This is a genomic window from Arthrobacter sp. FW306-1B-G06A, assembly GCF_058781765.1.
Genome location: NZ_JBYSXB010000056.1, coordinates 1 through 25,962, shown reverse-complemented (window position 1 = coordinate 25,962; position 25,962 = coordinate 1). Strand labels below are relative to the sequence as shown.

Sequence of the window (25,962 nt, the reverse complement as noted above, 5' to 3'; positions counted from 1 at the left end):
ACGTCGTCCAGGTACATCCAGGTGTCATCCGCCGGGCTGGAGCCGTCGAGGTGGACGTTGAACCAGAGCACGACGGTTTGGCCGTTGTAGGCGGAGAGGTTCGTGCTGAGCTGGGTCCAGGTGCCGGAGTTGCTGCTGAGCTTGAACAGGCTCGCCAGGGTGGTGCCGCCGGTGGTGCGGACTTGTGCTTCCATCCAGTCGTAGCGGCAGGCGGTGCCGTTGCAGCTGTCGTCGGCGGTGTGGGGCTGGTACCAGAAGGACAGGGTGGAGGTCCCGGTGGCGGGCATGGTGAGGGTCTGGGCCAGGGTGCTGTCGCCGAGCGGTTCGGTGCCGGAGGCCAGGCCCAGGAGCGCGGAGCCGGTGCCGGTGTGCGCGGTGGTGGAGGCCACGGGTGCCCTGACGCCGCCGGTGGTCCAGGACGTGAGCCCGGATTCGAACCCGCCGTTCGTGACCCCGGGAACCGGAGCCGTCGGGGTCACCGGAGCCGAGGCCGCCGACGGCGCGGAGGTGCCGACGGCGTTCGTCGCCGTCACCGTGAACGTATACGCCGTGCCGTTGCTCAGTCCGGTGACGGTCGCCGTCGTCGCGGGCGGACTTCCGGAGACCGTCACCGGAGCCAAAGCCGTGCCACCCGTGGAAGGCGTCACCGCATAGGAGGTGATCGGGGAGCCGCCGTTGCCCGGCGCCGTCCACGACACCACCGCGGACGCGTTCCCCGCCGTCGCGGTCACCCCGGTCGGCGCGGCAGGTGCGGTCGGGGCCGTCGGGGTCACGGGAGCCGACGCGGCCGAGGCCGGGGACGTGCCGACAGCGTTCGTTGCCGTGACGGTGAAGGTGTACGCCGTACCGTTGCTGAGTCCGGTGACGGTCGCCGTCGTCGAGGGCGGATTCCCGGTCACCGTCACCGGAGCCAAAGCCGTGCCACCCGTGGAAGGCGTCACCGCATACGAAGTGATGGGGGAGCCGCCGTTGGCCGGCGCCGTCCAGGACACGGACGCCGAGGCGTTGCCCGCTGTCGCGGTCACGCCGCTGGGAGCGGCCGGCGCGGTCGCGGCAACGGGTGCATTGCCCAAGGCCTGGGCAACTGTTTGAACTGACGTGGTCCCGTTGGCTGTTCTCGCTGCGAGCCATGTGACAAAGGTCTTGAAGAGGTTCGGGTCGATGGTCAACGTGGGATCAGTTCCGACCGCGATGTGGTGGAAGGTCAGCTGGACCCAGCCTCCTCCCGGTTCCGCGTTGGTCACGAGGTCTTCGAGGTTTTGTAGCGTCCAGGTGCTGTCCACTTCATCAGGTGCCGCTGTGTTGTATGGATTGGCCGGGGGGATGGTTTCCGCGAAGGGGCAGCCGGAGCAACTCGCGGGCGAACGGATGTCACCCAAATTGCGGGCACTGGCAAAACCGCAATTCTTCACGATTTGCTCGACGGACGAGTTTTCAGCGGCGAAAGGATAGGCGAAATCGGTGGCGTTGAACCCCCAGCTGGCAAGCGTGGTCCGGCCGCCGCACACCTCGTTGGTGGCGGCCGACGTGGACAAGGTGGTGAGGTCCGGGTGGGTGATGGTGTGGCCGCCGATCTCGTTCCCGTCCGCGGCGATGCTGTTCAGATTGGCACGGGTGAGCCATGACGGATTATCGATCCAGCTGGTCGTAATGAAGAAGGTGCCGTGCAATCCGAGCGACTTCAGCAACTGTTCGGCCGGGAGTTGATCGGCATTGCCGTCGTCGAACGTCAGGCTGATGATTGTTTTCGGAAGTGCCGCACGTGCGGGAGGCGCCAAGTAGACAGCGGAGTAGCCAAGCAAGAACAGCACGGACACGGCCGTGGCCCAGCGGAACCACGTGGGCCGCCGGAACAGTATGGTCAGGAGCCGCATCGGCTTCCCCTTTTTCTGAACAGACCGGGTCAGAATCCCCAGGTCCGGAGCCTAGTGGCTATGCACGGCACGGGTTAAGAGTGGGTGGTACCCGTTTTGGACCCGGTCTTCCGCCCTACCACTCAGGCTCCGATGCGCGTACCCGGCCCCGAGGCCGTCGACTCAAGCGAAACGAGGCCGTCGACTCAAGCGAAAGGGGCGTACCTGCCGTCAGAAACGAGCTCGATTGTCCCGTCGTGCACGCTCACCAGCGGCCCGTGACCCGGCAGGATGGTCTCAGCCCCCAGCTGCCTGAGATGCTCAACGCTGGCCAAGGTCTCCGACGGGTGGTGGTGGAAGACGGCGGGCAACAGCTGCGGTCCGCGGACCGGACTGACAGCGTGGCCCGTGACGAGAGCATCCCCGGTGACCACGGCTTTAGCTGAAGGGACGAAGAAGGACACATGGCCGCTGGTGTGCCCGCCCGTGGCAATGATCCGGGGAGATCCCGGGAGCGCGTCCAGGATGTCCTGGGTCATCGCAGCGACGCCCGGGACCGCGACGTCCGACAAGCCCCCGGAGCGGATGGCATGGACCGCCCACGCGCCGACCCTGGGGCGGAGGATCCGCAAACCAAGGTCCTTCACGGTGACCTGTTCAAGGACCTCCCGGCGGATGTTTGGCAACTCCGCGTTGGACGCAAATACCGGAATGCCCATTTCGGATATTCTCGCGGCATTGCCGATGTGATCAGAGTGACCATGCGTCAGGAGAACTCCGGCAGCATTTTCAATACCCAGTCCAAGGAAATTCACGCTCGATTGGAGCAATGGCCAGTTCCCGGGATAGCCCGTGTCGATGAGGGTGAATTCGTTGCCCCGTTTGAGGATGGTCCAGTTGACGGCAGGTCCCTCGATGAAGAAGACGTCCTCGGCAACTTCCGTCACGTTGTCCTCGGCTGACCAGTTCTTAGGCATTCTTCCTTCTGTTTGTAGGTGTCGCGGGGGCTCCACATGCGTGCTCGGATGCGCCTCAGGTACGCCGGACCATCTTATCCTCGGTGAGGGCCCCGGCCCTGCCGTCTTAGTGATACCCGGGAGGGGTATTCAGGCCCCCTTCCCGAGGTGCCCGGGGCTCGATTTCACTTGGGGCAAAACCTTTGCTAAAGTCATAACCGCTTCATTCCTCCGTAGCTCAATTGGCAGAGCATTCGACTGTTAATCGAAGGGTTACTGGTTCAAGTCCAGTCGGAGGAGCGCAAAAGGCCCCGCACCGGTTTAGATCGGTGCGGGGCCTGCTTTTTTGCCTCGGTTTGTCTGATGTGCGTAATTATTCGAATGTGCAGAATCTCATTGCCGCGTCGTCACACGAAGTCCATTTCCACTTGCAGGAATCTCGCTGCCTCGGCCACGGCGGACTGGAAGGCGTCATCTTCGGTTGGCGGCGTCCTCGGCTCCCGTGGATGCCATTCGTGGGCGGCGGAGTGGACGCGCGTGAATCCGCCTCCAGGTGGTGCGTAGAAGATTCCGAAGCGTTGGACGGGCCATTCCGGGGAGGTCTCCGGTGCCACGAGCAGGGCCGCGCCATTTGTCGGATTGAACCATTGCGCAATCGGCCTGCGGCGGTCCTCCGTGAAGAGTCCAGCCGCATAAAGGGCCGCGGATTGCGGGCTTGTCACGGTGCATAGACGATCCCACCACAGCGGCAGGATGCCGTCATCCTTGCGCTGCCATGGGGCTGGAATAGGCTGGAGTTCCTGCCAACGGGGCACATCTCAACTTTATCTCCGGGCCATGACCGGGAACAGGCCTCGAAGCAAGGGAAGGCCTCCTTAGTCCCGTTTCCATGGCCCCGGATTGATCCGGTAGAGGATTGCGGAACCGACGACGGCGCCCAGCAGGGCTCCGAACACAGGGTTTCCGGCCCCGCGGCCCAGCAGGAAGCCGACGACGGCGCCAAGCACCGCTCCGAGGAAAAGGCCCCTGCCGTTGCGGTGCGGTTTGCGCGTCATGCCTTGAGCCTACTTCCGCATCGGGACGTCCGCGCTTCTCGAATCAGTTGACTGGCGCGTCAGTGGATGGACCCATCAGTGGATGGAGGGGACGGACCGGGGCCGCACGACGAGCCACAGGGCCGCGACGGCGCCGGCGAGGCACACGGCCTGGACAGCCCCCATGGGAACCGCGGAGCGGACGCCCAGCCAGCCAACCACCGGCGGGATGATGCCGGCCATCAGGAAGTTCGAGGCACCCAGCAGGGAAGCCGCGGTTCCTGCCTGTGCGCCATGGTTGGCCAAGGCAATCACCTGGACGCAGGGGAACATGAAGCCGGTGGCAAGGATGTAGAACCACAACGGGACCATGACGCCCCAGAGGCCGAAGCCGAGCAGATCGAACACCACAATCAATACCGCCATCAGCAGCATCCAGACCGTGGCAAACGCCATGATCCATTGCGGCGCTACCCGTTTGATGACCCTGGAGCTGATTTGGACGCCGGCGACGATGCCCAGGGAGTTGACGCCGAACAGCAGGCCGTATTCCTGCGGGGAAAAGTTGTAGACCTGTTGGAACAGGAACGTGGACGCGGAAAGGTAAGCAAACAGTCCGCCGAAGTTGAACCCGCCCACGAGCAGCATCCCGACGAAAATCCGGTCGGCGAACACAGCCTTGTAGCGTTGGCCCGCCGTCGACGTCGTCTGCCGGCGGAGTTCGGCAGGATACGTTTCCCGGATGAGGAACACAGCGGCAATGATCACCAGGATTCCGTAACTGGCCAGGAAGTAGAAGATCCCGGGCCATGGCATCACCAAGAGCAGCTGTGAACCGATGATCGGAGCCAGAATGGGCGCCAGGCCGTTCACCAGCGACATGCGGGAGAACATCCGCACCATCGCGTAGCCCGCGAAGAGGTCCCGGACCATGGCCATGGCAACCACGCCGCCACCGGCTGCACCGACGCCCATCAGGACGCGGAACAGCGCAAGCGTGCTGATGTCAGTGGACAGTGCAGCACCGAGGGAAGAACCGATGTGCAAGGCCGTTGCCAGGATCAACGGCATGCGGCGCCCGAACTTGTCGCTGAAGGGCCCCACCACCAATTGGCCAATCGCGAAGCCCACCGTTGTGCCCGTCAGCGTGAGTTGGATCGCAGCGGCTGACACGTCGAAATGATGCTCCAGCGCGGGAAACGCGGGCAGATAGAGATCCACCGTAAATGGACCCAAGGCGGTCAATGCGCCAAGCAGCAGGATATAGAGGAGTTTTTCGCGTCGACTGAGGGAATCGCCCGGTACAGGGGGAGTGTTCACGGTTATCAATCCTATGTGCGAAAGATCATATTTATCAGCGATGGCAGGGGCGCGCCGCTGGGCCGTCCCGGAAGTTGAGGCTGAAGCTGAATGGTAGTTTTGTGGACAGGTGCGCGTGGGCGGTTGTATTCGTCTCCGTGCCGGAGCCGGGTAGGAGCAAGATGGAAGCAGTGAGGCGGAACCTATGAGTGGACGTCACAGCGGCCGGGTTGGCCAACGCCCGGGCATTTCGGCGTTGCCGAACACCCTGAAACTTGCAGCACGGCTCGCGCCGCGGCAGCTCAACGACGAAATCAGCCTCGCCAAGCTTGAACTCAAAGGCAAAGGCAAGCAGCTGGGCATTGCCGGCGCTTTTGTTGGCGTTGCACTGATCTTTCTTTCTTTGCTTGTCATCGCCCTCGTCGTGGCGGCCATCTTGGGCTTGGCCACGGTCATGCCCCCGTGGCTGGCCGCGCTCGTGGTTGCGGCGGCGTTCCTTGTGATCATTCTTATCGGGGCGCTCATTGCCTTCCGCGCGTTCAAGGGGGCCATGCCGCTTGTGCCTGAGAAAACCATCCGCGGCATCAAGCACGATCTCGGCATAGTCAAGGAAGGTACGGCCTTCGACGCGAGCGTCCTCGACCCCTCGTCGGAAGCCTACAAGGCAGCGGAGGCAGCGAAAGCAGCCGCAGCCGAGAAAGCCAAGGCAGAAAAGGCCGCCAAGGCAGAAGCACACAAGGCCGAGCAACCCCCCGCCCCGAGCGAAGCTGAGCTGCTCCGCCGTCTGGAGCAGCGCCGCGAACACCTCGCCGACGTTCGCGATCAGCTCGGCGTCGAGCTCGACGTCAAGACCCAGGGGAAGGTCCTCCGTGACGTCGCCGGGCAAAAGCTCGACGACGGACGCCGGTTCGCGGCCGACAGAATCGCGGATTTCAGTGAGAAGGTTCCTGCCGGGCTGCCGGAGCGGCTCGCCGCGCGCTGGAAAGAGCTACTTCTCTTTGCCGCTTCGGCCACGGTGGCCGCAGTGGGACTGCGGAAGCTGTTCAAGAAGTAATCGGGACGGCAAGCAGCAGCGTCAGCTGCGGACTACGGAAAGGGGGACAGGTGAAATTCATCGGTGCAGGCGCACGCCCGGGCCAGCCACAGATCGACCACGATCTCATCTTCACCGTCCCCAATTTCCTGACCGTGCTCCGCTTCATGGGCGTCCCGTTGTTCGTGTGGCTGGTGCTGTGGCAAAGGGAATACGGTTTCGCCGTGCTGGTCCTCGCCATCATGGGAGGTACTGACTGGGTGGATGGCTACGTCGCGCGGCGTTTCAACCAGACCTCCAAGCTGGGCCGCATCCTCGATCCCGTCGCGGACCGCCTGGCACTCATCACCGTCGCCGTCACGCTCGCCATCGCCGGGGTAGTGGACTGGTGGTACCTGGCCGCCCTGGTGGTGCCCGACGTCGTCCTCGCCACGGCCTCATTGTTCTACTTCCATAGCCACCCCGACCTCCCGGTAAGCCGGATCGGCAAGATCCGGACGGCCTTCCTGCTCCTGGGCACCCCTCTCCTGGTCCTCTCCAAGCTCGCGATTCCCTACACCGGTGTCTATTTCGTGATCGCCTGGATCTGCCTGGGCTTGGGTCTGCTAGGGCACTGGGTAGCGGCCTACAACTATTTCTGGGCAATCCTCCGCAAGGGCAAAGAGCTTAAAGCCAACGACGGCGGTCGCAGCTGATGGTCTGGTTCGCAGTCCTTCTTGCGGTGCTTGGCGCCTTCTGCCTCGCCATTGGTGCCCAGCGCCAGGGCAGCGCGGTCAAGGCGGATACCGGTGGCCTCGCCCTGAGTTCCCACGGTTTCCTGCGGCTTCTCCGAAATCCGCGATGGATGTTCGGGCTGCTTTTGCTTGCCCTGGGCATGGGCATGAACGCTATTGCCTTGGTATCGGCACCCTTGACTGTGGTGCAGCCCATCGGCGCCATCGCCTTGGTCATCACCACGGTGGTCAACGCCAAGGACCAGGGGCTCAGTATCAACCGCGGCACCGTGGTGGCGATCTCTGCCTGCGTGACGGGCTCTGCGATGTTCGTTCTCCTGGCTGTCAACGCCACCCAGGAGAACCACCATGTCAGCGGAGAGGACGAAATAACCATCGTCCTCCTGCTGGCACTCGCCGTCGGACTTTTTGGAACGTTGGCGGTCATGTTCCGGCACCGCATGAGCGCTTTTGTCTACATCCTGGGTGCCGGAGTGTTGTTTGGCTTCGTCGCGGTCCTCACACGCATCATCGGCCGGCACTTGCTCGACCCCAACGGGCACTTTCTGCTCAATGTGCAGTGGTACACCGTCGTCGCCATTGCGGCTGCCGGCGGCCTCGGCTCGTGGTTCGTGCAGAGTGCCTATTCGGGCGGCCCGCCGGATCTGGTCATCGCCGGGTTGACCGTGATCGACCCCATTGTCGGAATTGCCATCGGCATCGCGATTTTGGGTGAGCTTCGTCCCGATGTCCACGCCGTGCTGGCAATCGCCATGGCTGTGGCCGCTTCCCTTGCTATCGTTGGGGTTATTGCCCTGAGCCGGCACCATCCCGAGGTCACCAAGAGAAAGCGTGACGCGAAGGCGGCTGCAAGCCGGAAGGCCTAGGGCAGAGTTCGACAACCGTGCCCCGCACATCCGCGGCAGGCAACCGGCGAAGACACCGCAGGGCCAAACGTTTTGCTGTGTTCGCACCGTGACCATCAGGAGTTCTCCACGTGACTGTTCCCGAAACCAACAAACCCCTCACCATCCTGATCGCGGCGGAGACGTACCGCCCGCAGGTCAATGGTGCTGCTCAGTTCGGGTACCGGCTTGCCAAAGGCATGAAGGCGCGGGGACACGATGTCCACGTCCTGGCCTGCCGGGCGGACAACGGCAAGAGCTTCACCGAGTTCGGGGACGAAGGCACCATCCACCGCTTGAAGTCCCACGGAGTCTTTACCCACGAGTACTTCCGCATCTGCTATCCCTGGGAAATCAAGAACGACATTCGACTGCTCTTCGACAGGGTGCAGCCCGACGTCGTTCACATCCAAAGCCACTACATGATCGGTGAACACGTCCTCTACGAGGCCAAGAAGCGCGGTATCCGGATCATCGCCACCAACCACTTCATGCCCGAAAACCTCAACCCGTTCCTGCCGTTCCCGCAGTGGTTCAAGGACATCATCGGGCGGGTCTCGTGGAAGGACATGGGTAAGGTCATGGGCCAGGCCGATGTTGTCACCACTCCCACGCCGCTCGCCGCGAAGGCCATGCACCAGCACGCTTTCCTTCGCAAGGTCCTTCCTCTGTCCAACGGTATCGACGCGGCGGCTTATGAACTGGCGCCGGGTGAAGAGATCGAGCCGCATGCCTACCCCACCGTTCTTTTTGTGGGCCGCCTTGCTGAAGAGAAGCACGTGGACGTCCTGATCGACGCCGTCGCCAAGACCCCCGCCGACCTCAACGTGCATCTTGAAATCGTCGGCGGCGGCGAGGTCCGTGCCGCATTGGAGGCCCAGGCCAAGCGCCTGGGGCTGGGCGGGCGGGTCAAGTTCCTTGGACTCGCGAGCGATGAGGACCTGAGGAAGGCCTACATTCGCGCTGACCTGTTCTGCATGCCCGGGACCGCCGAACTGCAGTCCCTCGTAACGCTTGAGGCGATGTCGGCGTCGACGCCGGTTCTCCTCGCCAATGCCATGGCCCTGCCGCACCTGGTGCGCGAAGGCGAGAACGGGCATCTGTTCACGCCAGGCGACAGCAACGAGTTGGCAGCCCGGATCACCGAGCTTTTCCGTCTGCCGGCCGGCGAACTCGAAGCCATGGGCAAGGCGAGCCGCGCCATGGTGGAGCCGCACAGCATCCAAGGCACCCTGCAGACGTTCGAGGACCTCTACCGCGGGGCGGGCTACGAAGACAAGGTGATCTAGTCACGTGGAGCCGGCTAGTGTGCCGCTTGGCGTCGGGAGCCGGATTGTTTTGCTAGAGTGTTTTGGCCGGGGACGCTGATAAGGCGCTCCCGCCGACTCGGGGCTATAGCTCAGCTGGTTAGAGCGCGGGACTCATAATCCTAAGGTCCTCGGTTCAAGTCCGAGTAGCCCTACCCGAAATGTGCCCCTGACCTGCGGAAACGCTGGGAAGGGGCACTCTCGTTTTTGCTCTCTGAGGTAGCGATCCACCGGAAACCCACCGGAAACGTTTTGAGCTAGTTACCGAACGCCTCCAGCAACGAGGTGTTATCCGGTGCCTCATGCGTCTTCTGGATGTAGTGCTTCCTCGTCACGTTTTCGCTCGAGTGGCCAAGCTGGGCGGAAGCCACAGCCACGCCTGACGAGGCTTCCAGCAGGGTTCCAACGGTCTTTCTGAAGGTGTGCGGGGTGACCCACTGGAATCCAAGATCCAAGCTCGCAGAACGCCATTGCCTGCGGAAGTTGTTGGGATCGCGCAGCGAACCGACGGCAGAGGGGAACACGACGTCCCACGGATTGGCCTCCAGCTGTCCAATTTGCCGTCTCAGGAGCATTTCCACGGCGAAAGACGGTAGGAAGTACCTTTGCCGGGAATTGGCGCTCTTGGGGTGGTCCTGGATGGTCAGCCCCTTCTTGGGCACGTAGACAATCGTTCCGTTCACCGTGACGGTTGGTTTCTCGGATTTTAGATCGACGTCCTTCCACCGTATGCCCAAGGCCTCGCCAATGCGTGCGCCCGTGGCGAGCATGATGTCGATGACGTCGAGGATGTCCACGGTCGGGTATCGGCCCGCCTGCTTCTTGTCGGCCTCCCATTGCCTGAGACCTGCACGTAATGCCCCAACCTCTGTCACGGTTAGCGCCCGGACTTCCTTGTGATTTATCGGGATCGTCGCCACGTCCCGCAAGGGATTGCCATCCAGGGCGCCGTGGCGCGCTGCGAGGCCGAGCATTCCAGAGAGCACCGTTTTACACTGCTTCGCCGTGCCATTTCCATGCTTGATGCGCATCGTCTTGAGGAAGCGATCCAAAGTGGAGACGGTTGCTTCGCGAATGCGCAAGCCCCCGACTCCGGGAGAAACGTAGTTGTCCAGGATGTCCCTGTATCGAGTGCGCGTATTGATTGCGCGATCAGCGTCCTCAAATTCCGCCCACCAAATCACACCGAGCTTGGAGATCCGAGTGTCCGACGTGATGTCTTCGCCTGCGGGCATGGCGCGGTCAGTGAGCGCAGCAATCAGCAGCCGTTCGGCTTTTCCTCCTTTGTCGTTCTTCGACGTGGCTGCCGCCCGAGCCTCGACTTTTCGGGTGACGCCGTCGAAGTCCCGGAATCTGGCCATCGCACGCCAGACCCCTGGCGATACCTCATCTCGGCTGATCTTCCCCCAGGTGCCGATTTGGAGAGGTGGCCTAGACATCGCTGGCGCTCCCTTCTCGCGCGATTGCCCTGCTCGAGCTCAGTTTAAAGCTGCCAACCGACATTCATTAGGCTGGCCTCTCGCGTGGGCGGCTCGTCAATCCACATGCCGGGCTGCGGACTGGTGGCTGCCGTGCGTCGGGCGCCGTCGATGAGTCGCTGAACGCTCACGGTCTGCGATTTCCGTTCCCATTCGTACTCCGCCGGGACGGGTCCCAGCGGGAGCGGCGAGTCGTTGATGCCCCATCTGTCGCGATAGACAGCGACTCCGCCAATCACGCTGCTTTTGTCGTCTGCGCCAATGTTTGGCGGCAAAGCCTCCAGGAGGTTTCGCTTCCATTCGGGGTCATGCATGAGTGCTTCGAGGGTGACTTTGTCGGTCCTGCGTTGTATTCGCATATGTACCTGGCTGATCATGCTTGCGAGATCACGACGAGCGGTGTCGATCGGCCCGGCCAAGGTATCTGGCCAGCCTGCTGCCATTCCGTTGAGGAAGCTGCTGAGCCGGGCGTGGATGATCGCCGTGGGGTCTTCCGCGGACGCGCTCGTCTCCAACGCTATGGCGACAGTCCATTGAGCACTCGGCCGGCTGACATGTGTGGATCGACGCCAGGCTGCGACAGTCGCTCCCCAGGACGGCGATTGTTGCAGTTCCTCCGCCCTTCCCGGGGCCTGCGTCTTCAAGAACGTGATCAGGTCCTCGGCGGACGCGATCTGGGCGAGGTAGTCGTATTCGGCGCTGAGCCGTTCCAGAGTGTCGGCGCTCGACTGTTCGGCGTCGCGGACTTCGTGGGCGGTCCGTTCGGCGCCTTCTGCCGCGAGCAATTCGGCGAGGATCTCCTGCCAAGACTCTTGCTGGGAAGGATCAAGAAGCTCGTGATCGCCGGTATCGTTCTCGCTGATGTACGCGTAATTGCCGCCGCGGCCGCGCGTCATGCTCACGTAGAGAAGCTCGCGTGTGAGCCGGCCTTGCGTGACGACCGTGTGTCCAGTGTCCACTGTGATTCCCTGGGAACGATGGGCCGTGGCCGCGTATCCCAGCTCCACTGCCGACTCGACATAGTCGCGGTCCAGGATGACGGTCGCGCCGGTGTCCCTGCGGACCGCCACAAGGGACCCGTCGAGCCTCCCGGCACGCAGGACGTCGAGCAGGGTGCCGTTGCGGATGAAGTCACCGTTACTGTCGGCAACGGTGCGGTCGTTGCGGCGCGCGATGACCGTGTCACCCTGGCCGGCATGCAGTCCGTCGCCCAGAAGGACCGTTTGTTCCGCGTCCACTAGTCCATGGATCACACGGTCGGCCTGGGCGCGTTCGTTGAGCATGCTCACAGTGTCGTTGTCCGCGGCGATGAGAATGGACGTCCTTCCGGCGCAGACGTCGGATTGCCAGTTCAGGTAGGCCTCGTCGACCATGTCGACGTACGTGCCGTGCCGGATCCGCTCGTGTTGGTCGTAGTCGGTGATGGCGGCGATGTCCCCGGCGCGGAGCTTCAGGGAGGCATCACGTTCCCAGACTTGTTCGAACCGCCAGATGGTGCTCAGTCGGGCGGTTTTGCCCTGCCGGTCGAGCCAACCAAGGACGCCACCGGCGTCGATGGCATCCAGCTGTCTGGGGTCGCCCACCAGCAGGACCTTCGCTCCTGCGTCCCAGGCCTGGTGCACCAGCGCCGAGAGCTGAAGGGTGGAGACCATGGAGGCTTCGTCGACGACGACCAATTGATTCGGGTGGATTCGCCACCGGTCCTGCTCGGCGGCCAACCGGGTAGCTTCCTGCGCGAGGCGGGTATTTGTAGCGGCCAAGTGGCGAAGGCGCGCCTCGGCGTCGAAGAAGCGTTCAGCCCTATGGTTGGCTCCCGCACCAACGGATTCGTAGAGCCACTTCGCGACATTTTCCGTGACCATGGACAGTTCCCGTCCCAGGACCTCGGCGCTCGCCGCGGCGGGCGCCAAGCCGACGACGCTGCCGGGCCCGAATTCTGCCTCCCAGGCTGCCTTGACTGCGCTCAGGGTCGTGGTCTTGCCGGTTCCGGCGGGTCCGACGACGGCGTCGAGCCGGTTTCCGCTCACCAGTACCTCGGTAGCAGCGGCCCGCTGGTCAAAATGCAGCCCGAACCTGCCGTGGTGTTTGTAGCCGGCGAGTGCCTCCATGGCGACGATTGGCCGGACGGCGGGGCCGCCGTCGTCGTTCCTTGCTTCCATGACGGTCTCCTCGCTGGCGAGGGTCGTGATGTCGGTGTAAAGGCGGGAGCCATGGAAGTCGAAGACGCTCTGCTGGCCGAGGCGGAGATCGGAATGCGCGTCCGCTGGGACGCTGTAACGGCATTCGTTCAGAGGGACCGACTGGGTCTCGGCGGCGGTAGCGACGGCGTCGATCAGGGCGTTGCGGTCCTCCGGCGTGTGGCAGCGGATCGCAGCGCACACACGTTCCGCCTCGGCCAACAGATTCCATCGGTTCCATGTGGAGCGCTTGGCCGCGACACGTTCCCGGGTCAGTGATCCGACGGCGTCGACCCAGGACTCTTCGAAGTCGCAGCCTCGGAAAGGGGTGGCATGCGCGCGTCGCACAGTGTTGGCCAGCACGAGGCTGGGTTCGAAACCTTTGGCGAGGGCCCGTGCTTGCCATTGTGCGGAGAGCTCACGCAGCGGCGTGACCGTCTCGGGCTTGGGCTTTCGAGTGGAAAGGGTTGCCTGCTGGCGGAGCTTGATGGTGGTGGTCGCGGTAGGAGGAGTGCCGTGGGCTTTGGTCCATTCGGCCACCAGGCGGTCGGTCTCCGCCTCGATGAGGCGGGAACGTTTGGAGAATTCGCGAATCAGGCCGTCGTCGACGCCGGCGAGGTGCGCGCCGGGGTTGTGGGTGGTTGTTGCGGGTTCGCGGATGTCGGTGTCGGTTCCGAGCTGGAGGCGGAGGGCGTCGAAGAGGATGCCGTTGTAGTGTTCGCTGGCGGCGACGGCTGCCTTGTAGAGGGTCCGGGAGTCCAGGGTGACCCAGGCGCCGTCGGTGATGCGCTGGATGCGGTTGGCGATGACCAGGTGCGTGTGCAGCTGCGGGTCCCCGGCGCGTGATTCCCAGTGGTCGAACGCGGCGGCGATCACGCCTTGGGTGCCGATCCGGGCGACGCCGTTGCGCCCCGCCCTCGTGTGGATGACCGATTCTTCCAACCATTCCAGGGTGGCGTTGACGGCGTCGTGATGGGTTGCCAGGATCTGGTCCTGGAGGGCCCGTGGGCTCAGCGCCCAGAGCACGGACACGGATTTCGGGACGCTGAATGTGAGGTCGAAACCGGCAACGGCACGTCGCGTACCGGTTTGTCCTTGGGTGTTTTGGACGACGGTTGGTTGGCCGTGCGGCCTGCCCAGGGGAGCGCCGGAGTCCGGATGGACGGTGCGGTCGAAGATGGCTTTAGCATCGGTTTCGGTGACGGCGTCGCCGCGGGCCCGGCTGATTCCGCCCAGGCCGGAGCCAAGCCAGCGCCCCTGTGGTGTCCCGGCCTTCAAGTAGTACGTGGTGGCATCTGCTGGGGCGACCGTCCGATCGTCCATCATCGTGGTCTTGAAGAGGTACTTCAGGCCCGACTGCGCGGAGAGCCTGGCTATCGACATAGTCATGGCTGGGGTGCGGTTGGTGGTCTACGGCTGGGCGTCCATCCGCGGCGGCGCGGGATTGGTGACGGCTCGATCCCAACCCTGCATTCCTCGCAAATTTTCCCATTCACCTCGATTCATCGACACAAAGCCCAACCGCTACATGACCTGCCGGGAGGCGTGGCTCACGGCGAGCCTTGAGTGCCAGAGGTGTAAGGGTCTAGGGGGCTGGCTATTGAGGCATCGTCGATCATCTGAAGGGTGCCAGCTGTTGCCTGGAGAGGATCGAAACGTGAAGTGTGTTTGCTGGCGACGATGAGCAAGGCGTGGGTGCCGCGGGTGAGTTAGGTTTGGCGCTGCGCGCTACAGCCTAGATTCCTGAACCTGCAAGCCGTCGCAGGTCGCGGCATCTCCGTTGCTAGAGCCTCACGGTTCTGCTGGATTTTCCATTCATGACGCGGGATCTGCGATGGTCCTGAAGGTAACCCTCGTCCAGTTCAATGAGATTTCGTGCCATGAGCCGCGGATCTTCCATGATGGATATCCCTCGTGTGTCGCCGCCAGCCCTGTCGGGCGGCGTTGTTTCATGGTTGCCGCCACTGCTGGAGCTATTGTCCATGCTGTCATGTTCCAATAGGCGGGGTCGAGGCCGCAGTTCCTCATTCTGGCGCTCCGGCGCACTGAACACCGCGCAGCATGCCGGAACCATCGCCCGGCACGTCGCCGCCGTTCCGGGGGCGTCCACAGCGCCAACTCGGCCAGATGCCGCCGGCTCCGGAAAGAAGGCGGCGCCGTCATGGTGACCGACGCGGTCGAACTGAGCGAAATGCTCGCCGGCTAAACCTAAGAACGGGTGGCCGGTCCAAATGTGGGAGCCGGTCATCGCTGACAGTCTGCCGCCCGAGGGCCAATTTTGTAGGGTGAATGGTCGCGGCTTCAGGCCCCGCGCACGTGCGTGCTTTCGGTGAGGGGCCGTGGAGACGGACAGGTCAGGCCGCCAGCCTTGCCTTCCTCATGGTCGTGAGGGAATCCTCCGGTGCCAGGATGGTGAGTTTGCAGTCGGCCTGGAACGGATCGATGTGCGCGGGCAGGTGACGGGACTGGGAGCAGGCGCGGAGCTGTTTAAGAGCGTCTGGTTCGACCCGGGCGCGTGTCACGTCGATTTCGAGAGCGAGGCCTTCCATCAGCGAGTTAGCGCGTTTCAAGACAACATAAAGTGCCTGGAGGCTTTGCGTCGTCACGCGGCCTTGGGCCGCGATCTTGGCGCGGGCGCAATCGATGTCCACACGGACCAGGACGTTGAGCTTGTCTGTCATGGTGCTCCTGCCGTTCACGGGCGGCCGCGACGCTGCGGCCGCCGACGCAAGCTTAGGCAGGAACTGTGACGCACGCAACATCTGTGAGCGCAGGAGTCTGATTCCCGGGCTGCCTTCAGGTCTGACTCCGCGCAAGGACAGACCTCGTCCCGTGATTGCGGCTGGAGCCAAGATACGTACTTCCGAACGAATCTCGGTACCACCCCTGCACACCTGAAAAGCGAAAAGAAGCCGCGATTACGCGACGGATTGTCTAGACCCTGCTGTCCTGCAAGTCCGCCTCGAGGGGCGGCACTACTTCAGCATCCACGCGGTCACCCACCACCGCGAAGTCTCCAGCGGCTACGAGCGGGCGCAGAAGACGGGCAGCGGCCTGTCACGCGTTCGCCACTCGGTCTCGCGTGAACGCGGAGAAAACAAGCACCTGGCCCGTTGTCCTGCCCGTGAAGGTGTGGACGACGCACTCTTCTACCGAAGGCGTGCGGATCAGTTGTTGCCCGTTGTTTGGCCGGAGTGGGTCCGGGATAAAACTGTTTCCGGCGACCTGTGCAGTGGGCGCAGGATCAGTTTCCGCGGGAGCGCCGGCCGCGGGCTATGCATGGTCGAAGATCAGTAAGGTGCCGTTTTGCTACACAGGCAGCTGCCGCCGACACTGGTTTCGCGGGTCCGGCGTACCTTCGCCGGGCGGCCAAAGGCCCTGTCATCCGTTTGACGTCAGGAGTAATCTGGACGGAATTAACCTTCAGGAAAAGCCAGACAGAAGGGCGGTACCAACAAGCGTGAGCCTCAAGGACGAGTGGGACAGGCTCGATTCCGAGACCCGAACATGGCTTCTGGAAAATCCGGCATGTCTGGTCCTACCCCCGGCCATGTCGGCCAAGATCAGCCATGTCGGCCAAGATCAGCAAGGACGCGCAAGAGGATATTGCGTGCGACCCGCAAGGGCAGGTTGTACTCTCCCGCGAAGACCACGATTTTCTCCGGGAGAAAGCCGAAGCCGCCGGAACAATCCGCGTTCCCGCGGGTGAATACCGATTCTTCGACACGGCAACTTTGCCAGTTGTCGGGAAAGCGCCGCCTGAAGCGCGCCACAACGCTACTGGTTGAGGGTCGCTAGCGCCAGCGCGTACGCATAACCACGTATGGAAGCGAACGGACCGCGAGGGTCACAGTCCCGGTTCGGCTTCAACGGGCAGGGACCACGCTCCTATTGATCGGCCAATAACCGGCCTACTAATCTGGGGAAAGTAAGCACGCTTATCATAGTGGTTCAGTGAAGAGCGGGAGGAACGATGGAATCCATCCATGCTTCTCAGCCAAAGCGGCGGCTACCTGTTTCCAGAGGCCGGGGAAATCATTCCCCCAGCCAGGATCCGCCCGTTTCAAGGCCGGACCGGCCCTCGCCTCTCCGTCGCTTCCTCGGCCTGCTTGGGCCGGGCCTGGTGACCGGATCGGCCGATGATGACCCGTCAGGCATTGCGACCTACGCGCAGGCGGGCGCCACCTTTTCCAACGGCATGCTCTGGACCGCGCCGGCGACGTTGCCGATGATGATGGCAGTCCAGGAAATTTGCGACCGCACTGCCCTCGCCACCGGGGACAGTCTGGGGAGGCTTGCCCGCCGCAAATTCTCCAGAAAACCTCGCGTGGTGATCGGCATCCTGATCGTCGCCCTGCTAGCTGCAAACACCCTGAACGCTGCGGCGGACTTGATGGCAATCGGGCAAGGGATGGAATTGCTCGGGGCCGGGCCCGGCCATCTCTGGAGTGCTGTCGCCGGCGTCGGAATAGCCATTGCCTTGATGGTCGGCGGCTTCGACATCATCTCCAAAACCTTCAAGTGGCTCTGCATGGCACTGCTGGCGTACGTCGCGGTCCTGTTCGTTGCCAAGGTGGACTGGGGCGACGTCGCGAAGGGGCTATTCGGCCTGCAGTTCCGGCCAAGCCTGGACTACCTGGCACTGATTGTCGCCGTCCTGGGCACCACCATCTCCCCCTACTTGTTTTTCTGGCAAAGCGCCCACAGGATCGAGGAACTCCGCGAGGAAGACGATGGGAACGCGCAAGAAGTCAGCCTGGGGGAAAGAGCCCCCGCACCGGCTGCGCACAAGCTCCGCAACGCCCGCGCCGACGTGTTCACCGGCATGTTCTTCTCCGTCTTGGTCATGTTCGCCATCATGGCGGCCACCGCCGCGACGCTTGGCAAAAACGGGACGGACGTCAAGACTGCGGCGGACGCGGCCAAAGCACTGGAACCCATCGCGGGACCGGCCGCCAAGTTTCTCTTCGCCGTCGGGTTCATCGGCTCGGGGATACTGGCAGTCCCCGTCCTCGCCGCAGCCGGATCCGCCGGGCTGGCCGGGCTTCTCGACAAGAATTGGGGATTCGACCGCCGCCCCGGCAAGGCGCGCACGTTCTACGTACTTCTCGGCGTGGGGACCATCGGGGGCGTCATCATCAGCTTCTTCGCCACCGACCCCATCGGGTTGCTGATCCTGAGCGCGATCATCAACGGTATCGCCGCCGCCCCGTTCCTCATCGTCACTATGCTCATCGCCAGGGACAAAGAGATCATGGGCGAGTACCGCAACGGCAAACTCGCCGGCACGCTCGGTTGGGCCACCACCGCCATCATGGTTGTCGCCGGAGCCGTCGGCATCTGGACCTCCGTCACCGGAAGCTCATAATGCGCACGGGCTCCGGGTCGCGCCGTTTGAATTCCATGGCGGCTGGCCAGCTTCCAATCGTTACTTCCGGGTTCTTTTCCGGAGCCCGGCCTGCCCCCGGCAGTTCACGAGCATCTGTTCTAGGCTAGATGCCTTCCTCCGGTGACTCCGATGACTGATCCTGACATGTAACTGGCTTCCGCGGTGGCCAGTAACACGAAGCTTGACGCCAGTTCAGCTGGTTGACCGGCCCGCCCGAGAGGTGTGTCCTCGCCGAAATGCACAATTTTTTCGCTCGGCTGGGTCGGGGGCTGAAGAGGCGTCCAGATCGGTCCGGGTGCCACGGCGTTGACGCGGATTCCGCGTGGCCCCAGTGACTCCGCAAGTGAGAAAGTCATGTTGATGATGGCCGCCTTGGTGGCGGCGTAGTCGATAAGGCTCGGGCTCGGGTGGTAGCCCTGGATGGACGACACGTTGATGATCGCGGAGCCTGGCTGCAGATGGGGCAGCGCGGCTTTGGTCAGCCAGAAAAGGGCATAGACGTTGGATTTGAAGGTCCGGTCGAACTGCTCGCTCGTGAGGTCTTCGATTCCTTCGCTCGTGGTCATTTGATAGCCGGCATTGTTCACGAGAACGTTCAGCCCACCGAACTCCGCAACAGTTTGGGAGACGACATCCTGGCAGAAAGCCTCGTCGCAGAGGTCACCGGGCAGCGCCAAGGCGCTCCGACCGGCATCTTCGATCAACTGGACTGTGTGCACCGCGTCTTGTTCTTCTTCAGGCAGGTACGTGAAGGCAACGTCGGCTCCTTCACGGGCGAAGGCAATCGCGGCAGCCCTTCCGATGCCGGAATCAGCGCCGGTGATCAGGGTCCTGAAACCCTCCATGCGGTGGTGGCCGATGTAAGTGCTTTCGCCGTGATCCGGGCGGGGACGCATCGCGTCGGTCCAGCCAGGGTAGTCCTGCGGCTGAGCTTCGAACGAGCCTCCCGGGTACAAGGTCCGGGGATCTCCCGCAGCCTCGGGAGTCTCCGGGCGGCCGACTATCTGGTTTTCGAGGGCCGCCGCAATGTCCTCGTCTAAATCGGTGGAGTCCAAATAATTCGGGATTGATTCGGCCTCGCCAAACGGCGAATCGTTAGCCTTCCTCTCATCCTGAGGGAAATTGCTCTCTGTCATTACTATTCCTCCATCAGCCCTGGATGCTTCAATCGGCGGACGTGTTGTCTGCCATTAGTGGTTCCATATCGTCGAGTGGCCCGCGACGGCGTTGCCGTCCTGGGCCTTCTCTCACGGATAACGGGAAACTCCTCGAACTTGACGCATTGGTATTTGGGTGTTCTGGACCGGCCCGGTGGTCGAAGGCCTGGTCGTCTTAAGAACGTAAAACCGGCAGCCGGTGTGTGCAAGTTCTTCAGCATACTTATCTTCGTCGGGAGCCCCTATGGAGCGAACTTGGCCGCGATCCAACATGGGGTCTTCGCGTACAAGGATGTGCGCGCTCGAATGGGAAGATAAGTATGCTGCCGGCGACCGTTTTTCCAGCCGCCATGGCCACTCGGATACGTGACAGGAGTATGCGTCATGAATGACCTGCATCGGTCCGTTAACGTCAACGTTCCAGTCCGGCTGGCCTATGAACAGTGGATGCGGTTGAGGAGTTCCCGTTGTTTATTAGCGGAGTCGAGTCCGCGACATGGATCAATGAGGTCCAGGTCCGGTTCGAAGCGGTTGTTGGCGCAGTGTCCCGCGAGTACGATGCGTGGATCGTCGCCCGGGAACCGGACGAACAAATTGCCTGGCAGAGTGTTCGCCACCCCTCACGGGAGGAACGGTACTTCTCGAGCCGATGGGGCCAACGGAAACAAAGATACTCTTGCGTCTGAGTTGGGAGACGGCTTATCGGGGGGTATGCCGGGGAGGGCATCGGGTCTGGACGCTTACCCGATCCAGGAGGATCTGGAACGCTTAGAGGAACTCGTTGAGGGCAGCCTGCAAGGGGACGCAGCAAGTTAGCGGGATTCTGGACGGTCCACCGGCGAGATCAGCGCGGGGTGGCGTTCACTTACCCGTCCGGCCCGACCCATGCAGGTTGCATGGAGGCAACCTGCGGGCTCGGAGGGTGTTGGCGTGTGTCGTTCGGCGAGCCCGTTGACGACGGTTGGTTCTCAACGGTCACGCTAATGGCTGTGGGCCGTTCAGCGTTCGGCGGCGGGATTGCTTGTGCCTTGGGCTGCTTTGGCGGCCGTTGGGCCGCCCCCGGGGCCACGGAGAATATAGGCGGCCCCGACGGCGAGGAGCATGCCGACAGCAGGGCCGAGGATGTAGATCCACAAGGATTCGTAATCGCCAGATGCGAAGGCTGGCCCGGCAGACCTGGCGGGGTTCATAGAGGAGCCGCTGACAGGCCCTGCCCATAAGCCGGCGAGCACAATATAGGCGCCGGCGGCGAGGGCTGAAAGCGGCCCGATGCTTTGCGCCCCGGATGCGGCACCCAGGATTGTGCTCACGAGCCCAAGCGTCAACAGTACTTCGATGATGAGGGCTTGGGCCGGGGTGAACCCATGGGCAGGATGGGTTCCACCCAAGCGGTCCTGCAGACCGAAAGTCAGGCGGAGAGCCACTGCGGCGGTAGTTGCGCCGGCCAGCTGTGCCAGGATGTACCCCGGAACCCGCCTCCAAGGGAAGTCCCGGCGCAAAGCGAAGGCCAGTGTGACCACTGGATTGAGGTGGGCTCCAGAGTTCGTGCCCATGAACAGGATGATTGCGGTCACGGTCAGCCCCGGAGCGGTGACGGCGGCGACCCGGCCTACGGCTCCGCCGGTGACTGAATCGATGATGTCTGCCCCCGCTGCAGCTAGCACAAGCAGGAATGTTCCGAATGTTTCGCTGAAAAGCCGGCGGACTTCATGTGAAGGGTCGTTGAACTCGTTCACTTGGGTGCGCTGGGCCCTGGAAAGTCCGAGGCCGGGCAGATGGTCGTTCTCCGGAGATTCTCCCCGTCGGGCGCGCGAGTCAGCCGTCTCTCGGTCTGCCATCAGTAGTTCCTTCTCCTTCCGTGGCGGACTGTGTTCAGGTTGTCGATCAGCTCGTCCATGGTCCCGTTCTACCAGCCGGGAAGCGCACGCGGGAGCCCTTTATGGCCCAGTACTCCTGAAGCTGTCATAAGGTGCCAGAACCTACAGGCGTCGCCGTACTCGTGCCGCCAAATTTTGTCTAGTTCTTAGGGTCGGCCTTACGGATGTATTCGTAGACGGTTTGGCGGCTGATGCCGTACTCGCGGGCAAGGACCGCTTTTGGCTCCCCCGCCGCGGCGCGCCGGGCCAGGTCTGCCGCCCGTTCGGTGGATAGGACTTTCTTCCGTCCCCGGTAGGCTCCGCGTCGTTTGGCCAGGGTTATCCCCTCTCTTTGGCGTTCACCGATGAGGGCACGCTCGAATTCCGCGAAGGCGCCCATGACGGAGAGCATGAGGTTTGCCAGGGGTGAGTCGTCCCCGGTGAAGGTGAGGTTTTCCTTGACGAACTCGACGCGTACGCCCCGGCCGGTCAGTTTCTGCACCACGGATCGCAGGTCATCGAGGTTGCGTGCCAGCCGGTCCATGCTGTGCACGATCACGGTGTCCCCGTCGCGGGCGAACTTCAGGAGTTCTTCCAGCTGGGGCCGTTTCGTATCCTTGCCCGATGCCTTGTCGGTGAACACCCGGCCCAGCTCGATGTCCTCGAGTTGACACAGGGTGCTCTGATCCAGGCTGCTGACCCTGACGTATCCCAGACGCTGGCCGTTCACGCTACCTCCCGATCGAAACTGTCAGGATGAAATCTAAGACCCCCGCCAACGCATGTCAATAAATAGAAATACAGACTTCATTCTGACATGTGGCCTGAGATCATGCCTGACGTCAGTCTGGGGTGTGACCCAAGCTGACACTCAAGGCTTGGCGTTCAATTTCACGCCGTTACTAACTCAAACCCCGAAGCCATTGAATATGCACGATTCCCTGTACGCGCTGGCCGGCTGGGGCAGGGTCGACTCGCCGGCACCTGGTCAAGGGCGGGACCGGCGGACTGCATGGGATCATCGGTCCATGAGTTTTACTGGCGTGCCGGGTGCCCCGGATAAGGGTTTCAATTCTGTGGCGCATCATTCGCGGCTTCGGGTCCTGGTAATGGCCGTTTTGGGCTTGGGGACCGCCCTGGCTGTTGGAATATTGAATTCCTGGGCGTACGCACCGGCGCTGGGCTGGGCTGTGGCGTCCCTGACGTATCTTGTCTGGGTCTGGGCGGTTGTCGGGCGGCTGCCTGCCGAAGCCACGGCGGCCCATGCACGGCGCGAGGATCCTGGCCGGGGCGTCTCGGACGTCTTGGTGCTGGCTGCCACGGTGGCGAGTTTCGCCGGGGTGGCGCTGATCCTGCTGGAGGCTTCCAATGCCCAAGGGGGTGCGAAGGCGGCTATCATTTCCATGGCCCTGGGCAGCGTTGCCTTGTCCTGGTTTCTGGTCCATACGCTTTTTGCCCTTCGCTACGCGTCGATCTATTACCGGGACAGGGCCGGTGTGGACTTCAACGAGGACGCAATGCCCCGTTTCCTGGACTTCGCCTATTTGTCCTTCACCGTCGGGATGACCTTCCAGGTTTCCGATACCGACCTGAAGACCGACGCCATCCGCACCACCGTGCTGCGCCAGGCGCTCCTGTCCTATCTGCTGGGGGCCATAGTGTTGGCCACGACCATCAACCTTGTCTCCGGCCTTATCCACTGAACGCAGGAAGTACTTGGCAGATGGACAGCCCGCGGGCCCGGGGAACGCTGCTGATCCGGCACCCGGCCGGGCCGGCGGGCCCGTTGTCAACGCGTCCAGGTGCTGCTATGACCGTTCTATCGGCGGTCCCGGGCGGCGGCCGGTTGATGGGAGTCATGATGGATGCGCAGTGGATCGCCGGCTTCGCCGGCGGCTATGTGGCAGCGGCGGTCACGGTGATCCTGTTGTACTTGCCTTTCCTGGTTCTTTTCGGTGTGCTGCTTCTTGCGGCGGGCTTGCTGGAGCTGCTGGCGCTGCCGTTTCTGGTGTTGTTCCGGAGACTCCGGGGCCGCGGAAAACCCGGCTCCTCATCCGGCGGGTCCTGGCTTCCCGGTTGACCCGTCACCGGGTCCAGGACGTTCCGTTGGCGACCACTTCAAGGGAGCGCTGGCTTCCCGGCCGGTTCAGGCGCTCAGGGGCAGCGTCGGGCCGTCGTGCGGTCAGGTGCGGAGGGTTTTCAGTGCTGTGGTCCAGGAGATCAGCTGGTCCAGGAGGGGGTTCAGGGCCTCTTCGGCGGTTTCGCTGGGGGTGAAGGTGGTGAAGTTTTCGAACTCGGTGGCGAAGGGCAAGGCGACCTGGGCCCTGACGTCGGCGATCTGGAGTTCACCGGCGATGAGGCGGAGGTTTTCGACGGCGCGGACCCCGCCGGCGCCTCCGTAGGAGACGAAGCCGGCGGCTTTGTTGTTCCATTCCGCGTAGAGGAAGTCCAGGGCGTTCTTCAGAACCCCGGGAACGGAGTGGTTGTACTCGGCGGTGACGAAGATGAACCCGTCGAACCCCGAAATGGTCCGGGCCCAGGCCTTGGTGTGCTCGTGCTTGTAGTCCCCGAGCGATGGGGGTACGGGCTCGTCCAGCAGCGGCAGCTTGTAGTCGGCCAGGTCCAGGATCTCGAAGTCGGCGCCTCCGTGCGCGGCTGCCCGGGCCAGGACCCAGTCCGCTACCTGCCTGCTCCGGCGCCCGGGCCGGGTGCTGCCGACCACGACGGCGATCCTTACCATGTGAACCACTCCTTCTTCCTGTCGGTTCTTGTTGCCGGTTTTTGCACGCGATACGTGTTCGAAGCCCGGGCGGGCCGGGAGCGGGTAATGAGGTCCCCGGCGGTCCGGGAGTATTCGGGGTCAGCCGGTGCCTGAGGTGTTTGCCAGGGTGGCGGTGAAGGTCTTGGTATCGGTTCCCCGCCGGGCGGTGAGGTCGACTTGTTGGCCGGGTTGGGCCTTGCGCAGGGCGGCGAGAAGGTCGGTGACCTGGGTGATTTTCTGCCCGGCGACGGAGGTGATGATGTCTCCTGCCCGGATGCCGGCCTTGTCCGCCGGGCCTGCGGGGGAAACCTGGATGACGAGTGCGCCCGTTGTGGTTGCCAGGTTGAACCGCTTCACGATTTCCGGGCTTAGATCGGCAGGGACCAGCCCGAGGACGGCGTGGGAGGCTTTCCCGTTCTTCAGCAGCTGGTCCGCGACGTTCGTCACCGTGGCCGAGGGCGTGACGAATCCGATGGCCACGGCTCCGGAGCTCGGCGGCAGGTATGCCTCGGAGAGCCCGATGACCGCTCCTGTTGCGTCGGCGACGGCGCCGCCGGAATTTCCGGGCGAGATGGGGGCATCGGTCTGGATCAGGTCCAGGGCTCCTTGCGGCTGTTCCCGGGACGGGGGCATGTTGCGGTGGAGCCCGGAAACGATCCCTGAGGTGACGGTTTCTTCCAGGCCCAGCGGGGTGCCGATCACGACGGTCAGGCCCCGACCTCGGGAGTGGCCGTGGAGAACCGTGCCGCGGGAAGACCTGAACGGTCCGCCTTGATGACCGCCACGTCCGTGGGGTCATCGACGGCAATGACCGACGCATTGGTCTGGGTGCCGTCGGCCAGTTGGACCCGGACGCTCTTGAAGGGCTGCCTTTGCTGGTCTTCAACCACGTGCGCGTCGGTCACGATGCTGCCGTCCCCGCGGTAGATCACGCCGCTGCCGATCCCTGCCTGCGTGGTGATCGTCACCACCGAAGGCTCGACTTCCTTCACCACCTGCGGTATAGACAGGTTCGCCGCCGGCACCGGGAGCACGCCCGGCGGGCCAGGCGAAGCAGTTCCGGCGGAGGACCCGCCACCGGAAGCCGGACCTGAGGTGGCCGGGGCTTGCCCGGCGCCGGGTCCGGTGCACCCCGGAACCGTGAGCAGCACCGCTGCGGCGAGAAGCGCGGCCGCTTGGCCGTTCCTGAACCTGAAGCCGAACATCCTTGTTCCCTTCCCTCGGCTGCTCTTGGCCCCTGCCCGTTGCCGGCCCGGCGCCCCGTTTTGTGGCTCCAGGCAACCGGCTGCACGGAAATTATCTCTCCAAAGAGCCTCGGGCGCACCAGCCCGATCGTGCCGGTCCTGGCCCGATGCGGTCCGCACGCGTTCCGCGGTGCTTCATGCACTGGCCAAGCCTGTTGGGGGATTCAGAGACCCAGACGCGTCTTGAGAGCTTCCGAAACCGGATGGCCTGCCGGACGGGCTCCAGCGGGCGCGGGTCACCGTCCGTCAGGGCGCCGGCCGTGGGGAGGCATAGGCGTCCCGGGGTTTATTCAGCCGTGTCCGCTGCCGGTCCGGTCTTGGGTTCAGTGGCGGCCCGGTTCTGCCGGCGCTGCCATGCCAGTGCTGCTGCCGCGGCGGCCGCGGCGAGGATGCCGGCGGCCAGCCATGCCTTGCCGTGGCCTGTGGGCCTGAGTTTCCGTTCCGCCCGGCGGAGGGTTGCTTCGGCTGATTTCCGGGCCTGTTTGGCGGCCTTTTTCTTCCCGGTAAGGGTCAGGACCACGGCGTGGACCACGTCGGGGACGTTGGCTTCCCCGAGCCTGGCCAGGGCCCACCGGATCGCGGCTTCGGTCTGGGGCGAGGGATCCTCGATGGCGTGTTTGATCCAGGCGGCGGTGCGGTGCTGGATGTCGTGTGTGGATTTGTTCAATGCGGTCATGGTCATCCTTTCCGGAACGGGTTGGGGGCCCGTGTATGCGGCGGGGAGCCTGGCTGCAGCACATCCGGGTGTCGGACATGCCGGGATGGGTGCGGCCGGTTACCGGCGGCGGGTGGGATCGGGG

At 63.5% G+C, this 25,962-nt stretch carries 23 protein-coding genes, 2 tRNA genes and 1 pseudogene; 11 read left to right on the top strand and 15 right to left on the bottom strand.

The features are described from left to right. Together AC3WJM_RS21415 and AC3WJM_RS21410 are read right to left on the bottom strand one after the other, a co-directional pair. The coding region (locus AC3WJM_RS21415; RefSeq protein ID WP_492272878.1) for a fibronectin type III domain-containing protein at nucleotides 1-1,874 on the bottom strand (1,874 nt) is incomplete at its 3' end. 185 nt (nucleotides 1,875-2,059) lie between these two features. Continuing rightward, nucleotides 2,060-2,830 carry an MBL fold metallo-hydrolase gene (locus AC3WJM_RS21410; protein WP_492272877.1) on the bottom strand — a complete coding sequence of 257 codons (771 nt, stop codon included), beginning with the start codon at nucleotides 2,828-2,830 and terminating at the stop codon, nucleotides 2,060-2,062. Nucleotides 2,831-3,036: 206 nt separating this feature from the next. Here AC3WJM_RS21410 and AC3WJM_RS21405 point away from each other — a divergent pair. Then, a tRNA-Asn gene (locus tag AC3WJM_RS21405) sits at nucleotides 3,037-3,109 on the top strand. Nucleotides 3,110-3,216: 107 nt separating this feature from the next. Here the strand turns inward: AC3WJM_RS21405 and AC3WJM_RS21400 are convergent. From AC3WJM_RS21400 to AC3WJM_RS21390, 3 genes are all read right to left on the bottom strand, one after another. After that, a complete protein-coding gene (locus AC3WJM_RS21400; RefSeq protein WP_059387862.1) occupies nucleotides 3,217-3,624 on the bottom strand; it encodes a hypothetical protein in 408 nt (135 codons plus the stop codon). 60 nt (nucleotides 3,625-3,684) lie between these two features. After that, the gene (locus AC3WJM_RS21395) at nucleotides 3,685-3,864 is read right to left on the bottom strand and encodes a YMGG-like glycine zipper-containing protein (protein WP_059387861.1); all 180 of its coding nucleotides are present in this window, start codon (nucleotides 3,862-3,864) and stop codon (nucleotides 3,685-3,687) included. A gap of 75 nt (nucleotides 3,865-3,939) precedes the next feature. Beyond that, entirely contained in the window at nucleotides 3,940-5,163 is a 1,224-nt protein-coding gene (locus AC3WJM_RS21390; RefSeq protein ID WP_370872191.1) for a multidrug effflux MFS transporter, read from the bottom strand. Nucleotides 5,164-5,347: 184 nt separating this feature from the next. Between AC3WJM_RS21390 and AC3WJM_RS21385 the strand changes: the two genes are divergently transcribed. The 5 genes from AC3WJM_RS21385 to AC3WJM_RS21365 all read left to right on the top strand — a co-directional run bounded on the left by AC3WJM_RS21385 (nucleotide 5,348) and on the right by AC3WJM_RS21365 (nucleotide 9,255). Next, complete coding sequence (locus AC3WJM_RS21385; protein WP_284990493.1) at nucleotides 5,348-6,196, top strand: phage holin family protein; 849 nt, start codon at nucleotides 5,348-5,350, stop codon at nucleotides 6,194-6,196. Between the two features lie 50 nt (nucleotides 6,197-6,246). Continuing rightward, on the top strand, nucleotides 6,247-6,870 hold the full coding sequence (locus AC3WJM_RS21380; protein WP_306961392.1) for a CDP-alcohol phosphatidyltransferase family protein: 624 nt from the start codon (nucleotides 6,247-6,249) through the stop codon (nucleotides 6,868-6,870). Further along, nucleotides 6,870-7,775 (top strand): DMT family transporter, encoded by a 906-nt coding sequence (locus AC3WJM_RS21375; protein ID WP_059387859.1) that lies wholly within the window; start codon nucleotides 6,870-6,872, stop codon nucleotides 7,773-7,775. Before AC3WJM_RS21380 ends, AC3WJM_RS21375 begins: the two co-directional genes overlap by 1 nt. Before the next feature lie 110 nt (nucleotides 7,776-7,885). Further along, nucleotides 7,886-9,082 carry a glycosyltransferase gene (locus AC3WJM_RS21370; RefSeq protein ID WP_492272876.1) on the top strand — a complete coding sequence of 399 codons (1,197 nt, stop codon included), beginning with the start codon at nucleotides 7,886-7,888 and terminating at the stop codon, nucleotides 9,080-9,082. Between the two features lie 99 nt (nucleotides 9,083-9,181). Then, nucleotides 9,182-9,255, top strand: a tRNA-Ile gene (locus AC3WJM_RS21365). A 102-nt stretch (nucleotides 9,256-9,357) separates the two neighbouring features. Here AC3WJM_RS21365 and AC3WJM_RS21360 read toward each other — a convergent pair. Beyond that, complete coding sequence (locus tag AC3WJM_RS21360; protein WP_492272875.1) at nucleotides 9,358-10,539, bottom strand: tyrosine-type recombinase/integrase; 1,182 nt, start codon at nucleotides 10,537-10,539, stop codon at nucleotides 9,358-9,360. 44 nt (nucleotides 10,540-10,583) lie between these two features. After that, a complete protein-coding gene (gene mobF / locus AC3WJM_RS21355) occupies nucleotides 10,584-14,144 on the bottom strand; it encodes a MobF family relaxase (protein ID WP_492272874.1) in 3,561 nt (1,186 codons plus the stop codon). A 641-nt stretch (nucleotides 14,145-14,785) separates the two neighbouring features. On the opposite strand from mobF, the pseudogene AC3WJM_RS21350 reads away from it, so the two are divergent. After that, nucleotides 14,786-14,961 (top strand): annotated as a pseudogene (locus tag AC3WJM_RS21350) (DNA-processing protein DprA); the annotation flags it as partial. A gap of 148 nt (nucleotides 14,962-15,109) precedes the next feature. On the opposite strand, the gene AC3WJM_RS21345 reads toward AC3WJM_RS21350, so the two are convergent. Continuing rightward, on the bottom strand, nucleotides 15,110-15,436 hold the full coding sequence (locus AC3WJM_RS21345; RefSeq protein ID WP_284990496.1) for a hypothetical protein: 327 nt from the start codon (nucleotides 15,434-15,436) through the stop codon (nucleotides 15,110-15,112). Nucleotides 15,437-16,324: 888 nt separating this feature from the next. On the opposite strand from AC3WJM_RS21345, the gene AC3WJM_RS21340 reads away from it, so the two are divergent. Together AC3WJM_RS21340 and AC3WJM_RS21335 are read left to right on the top strand one after the other, a co-directional pair. Then, entirely contained in the window at nucleotides 16,325-16,543 is a 219-nt protein-coding gene (locus AC3WJM_RS21340) for a hypothetical protein (RefSeq protein ID WP_492260806.1), read from the top strand. A gap of 335 nt (nucleotides 16,544-16,878) precedes the next feature. Then, nucleotides 16,879-18,123, top strand: a complete 1,245-nt coding sequence (locus AC3WJM_RS21335; protein ID WP_492260807.1) for an Nramp family divalent metal transporter — start codon at nucleotides 16,879-16,881, stop codon at nucleotides 18,121-18,123. 119 nt (nucleotides 18,124-18,242) lie between these two features. Here AC3WJM_RS21335 and AC3WJM_RS21330 read toward each other — a convergent pair whose 3' ends face one another. The 3 genes from AC3WJM_RS21330 to AC3WJM_RS21320 form a co-directional block, all read right to left on the bottom strand. Next, nucleotides 18,243-19,280, bottom strand: coding sequence for an SDR family oxidoreductase (locus AC3WJM_RS21330; protein WP_370872190.1), 1,038 nt, complete (start codon nucleotides 19,278-19,280; stop codon nucleotides 18,243-18,245). A 1,019-nt stretch (nucleotides 19,281-20,299) separates the two neighbouring features. Then, on the bottom strand, nucleotides 20,300-21,139 hold the full coding sequence (locus tag AC3WJM_RS21325) for an MIP/aquaporin family protein (RefSeq protein WP_307055715.1): 840 nt from the start codon (nucleotides 21,137-21,139) through the stop codon (nucleotides 20,300-20,302). A 178-nt stretch (nucleotides 21,140-21,317) separates the two neighbouring features. Further along, nucleotides 21,318-21,887 carry a recombinase family protein gene (locus AC3WJM_RS21320; protein WP_284990501.1) on the bottom strand — a complete coding sequence of 190 codons (570 nt, stop codon included), beginning with the start codon at nucleotides 21,885-21,887 and terminating at the stop codon, nucleotides 21,318-21,320. A 298-nt stretch (nucleotides 21,888-22,185) separates the two neighbouring features. On the opposite strand from AC3WJM_RS21320, the gene AC3WJM_RS21315 reads away from it, so the two are divergent. After that, the gene (locus AC3WJM_RS21315) at nucleotides 22,186-22,860 is read left to right on the top strand and encodes a DUF1345 domain-containing protein (RefSeq protein WP_284990502.1); all 675 of its coding nucleotides are present in this window, start codon (nucleotides 22,186-22,188) and stop codon (nucleotides 22,858-22,860) included. A gap of 107 nt (nucleotides 22,861-22,967) precedes the next feature. Beyond that, nucleotides 22,968-23,237 (top strand): hypothetical protein, encoded by a 270-nt coding sequence (locus AC3WJM_RS21310; protein WP_492272873.1) that lies wholly within the window; start codon nucleotides 22,968-22,970, stop codon nucleotides 23,235-23,237. Nucleotides 23,238-23,339: 102 nt separating this feature from the next. On the opposite strand, the gene AC3WJM_RS21305 is transcribed toward AC3WJM_RS21310, so the two are convergent. From AC3WJM_RS21305 to AC3WJM_RS21290, 4 genes are all read right to left on the bottom strand, one after another. Next, nucleotides 23,340-23,897, bottom strand: a complete 558-nt coding sequence (locus tag AC3WJM_RS21305; protein ID WP_306961408.1) for an NADPH-dependent FMN reductase — start codon at nucleotides 23,895-23,897, stop codon at nucleotides 23,340-23,342. Between the two features lie 120 nt (nucleotides 23,898-24,017). Beyond that, the gene (locus tag AC3WJM_RS21300) at nucleotides 24,018-24,620 is read right to left on the bottom strand and encodes a S1C family serine protease (protein ID WP_492272872.1); all 603 of its coding nucleotides are present in this window, start codon (nucleotides 24,618-24,620) and stop codon (nucleotides 24,018-24,020) included. Between the two features lie 5 nt (nucleotides 24,621-24,625). Next, a complete protein-coding gene (locus tag AC3WJM_RS21295) occupies nucleotides 24,626-25,123 on the bottom strand; it encodes a trypsin-like peptidase domain-containing protein (protein WP_492272871.1) in 498 nt (165 codons plus the stop codon). Between the two features lie 325 nt (nucleotides 25,124-25,448). Then, nucleotides 25,449-25,838: a hypothetical protein gene (locus tag AC3WJM_RS21290; protein WP_306961412.1), complete on the bottom strand. Its 390-nt coding sequence runs from the start codon at nucleotides 25,836-25,838 to the stop codon at nucleotides 25,449-25,451. Between the last annotated feature and the right edge of the window lie 124 nt (nucleotides 25,839-25,962).

Bases quoted from the DNA above. Each gene is read 5' to 3' on its own strand.
- AC3WJM_RS21410 (WP_492272877.1), bottom strand. From the start codon at position 2,830: ATGCCTAAGAACTGGTCAGCCGAGGACAACGTGACGGAAGTTGCCGAG.
- AC3WJM_RS21395 (WP_059387861.1), bottom strand. From the start codon at position 3,864: ATGACGCGCAAACCGCACCGCAACGGCAGGGGCCTTTTCCTCGGAGCG.
- AC3WJM_RS21385 (WP_284990493.1), top strand. From the start codon at position 5,348: ATGAGTGGACGTCACAGCGGCCGGGTTGGCCAACGCCCGGGCATTTCG.
- AC3WJM_RS21375 (WP_059387859.1), top strand. From the start codon at position 6,870: ATGGTCTGGTTCGCAGTCCTTCTTGCGGTGCTTGGCGCCTTCTGCCTC.
- AC3WJM_RS21360 (WP_492272875.1), bottom strand. From the start codon at position 10,539: ATGTCTAGGCCACCTCTCCAAATCGGCACCTGGGGGAAGATCAGCCGA.
- mobF (WP_492272874.1), bottom strand. From the start codon at position 14,144: ATGACTATGTCGATAGCCAGGCTCTCCGCGCAGTCGGGCCTGAAGTAC.
- AC3WJM_RS21345 (WP_284990496.1), bottom strand. From the start codon at position 15,436: ATGACAGACAAGCTCAACGTCCTGGTCCGTGTGGACATCGATTGCGCC.
- AC3WJM_RS21340 (WP_492260806.1), top strand. From the start codon at position 16,325: ATGTCGGCCAAGATCAGCAAGGACGCGCAAGAGGATATTGCGTGCGAC.
- AC3WJM_RS21330 (WP_370872190.1), bottom strand. From the start codon at position 19,280: ATGACAGAGAGCAATTTCCCTCAGGATGAGAGGAAGGCTAACGATTCG.
- AC3WJM_RS21325 (WP_307055715.1), bottom strand. From the start codon at position 21,139: ATGGCAGACCGAGAGACGGCTGACTCGCGCGCCCGACGGGGAGAATCT.
- AC3WJM_RS21315 (WP_284990502.1), top strand. From the start codon at position 22,186: ATGAGTTTTACTGGCGTGCCGGGTGCCCCGGATAAGGGTTTCAATTCT.
- AC3WJM_RS21310 (WP_492272873.1), top strand. From the start codon at position 22,968: ATGACCGTTCTATCGGCGGTCCCGGGCGGCGGCCGGTTGATGGGAGTC.
- AC3WJM_RS21305 (WP_306961408.1), bottom strand. From the start codon at position 23,897: ATGGTAAGGATCGCCGTCGTGGTCGGCAGCACCCGGCCCGGGCGCCGG.
- AC3WJM_RS21295 (WP_492272871.1), bottom strand. From the start codon at position 25,123: ATGTTCGGCTTCAGGTTCAGGAACGGCCAAGCGGCCGCGCTTCTCGCC.
- AC3WJM_RS21290 (WP_306961412.1), bottom strand. From the start codon at position 25,838: ATGACCGCATTGAACAAATCCACACACGACATCCAGCACCGCACCGCC.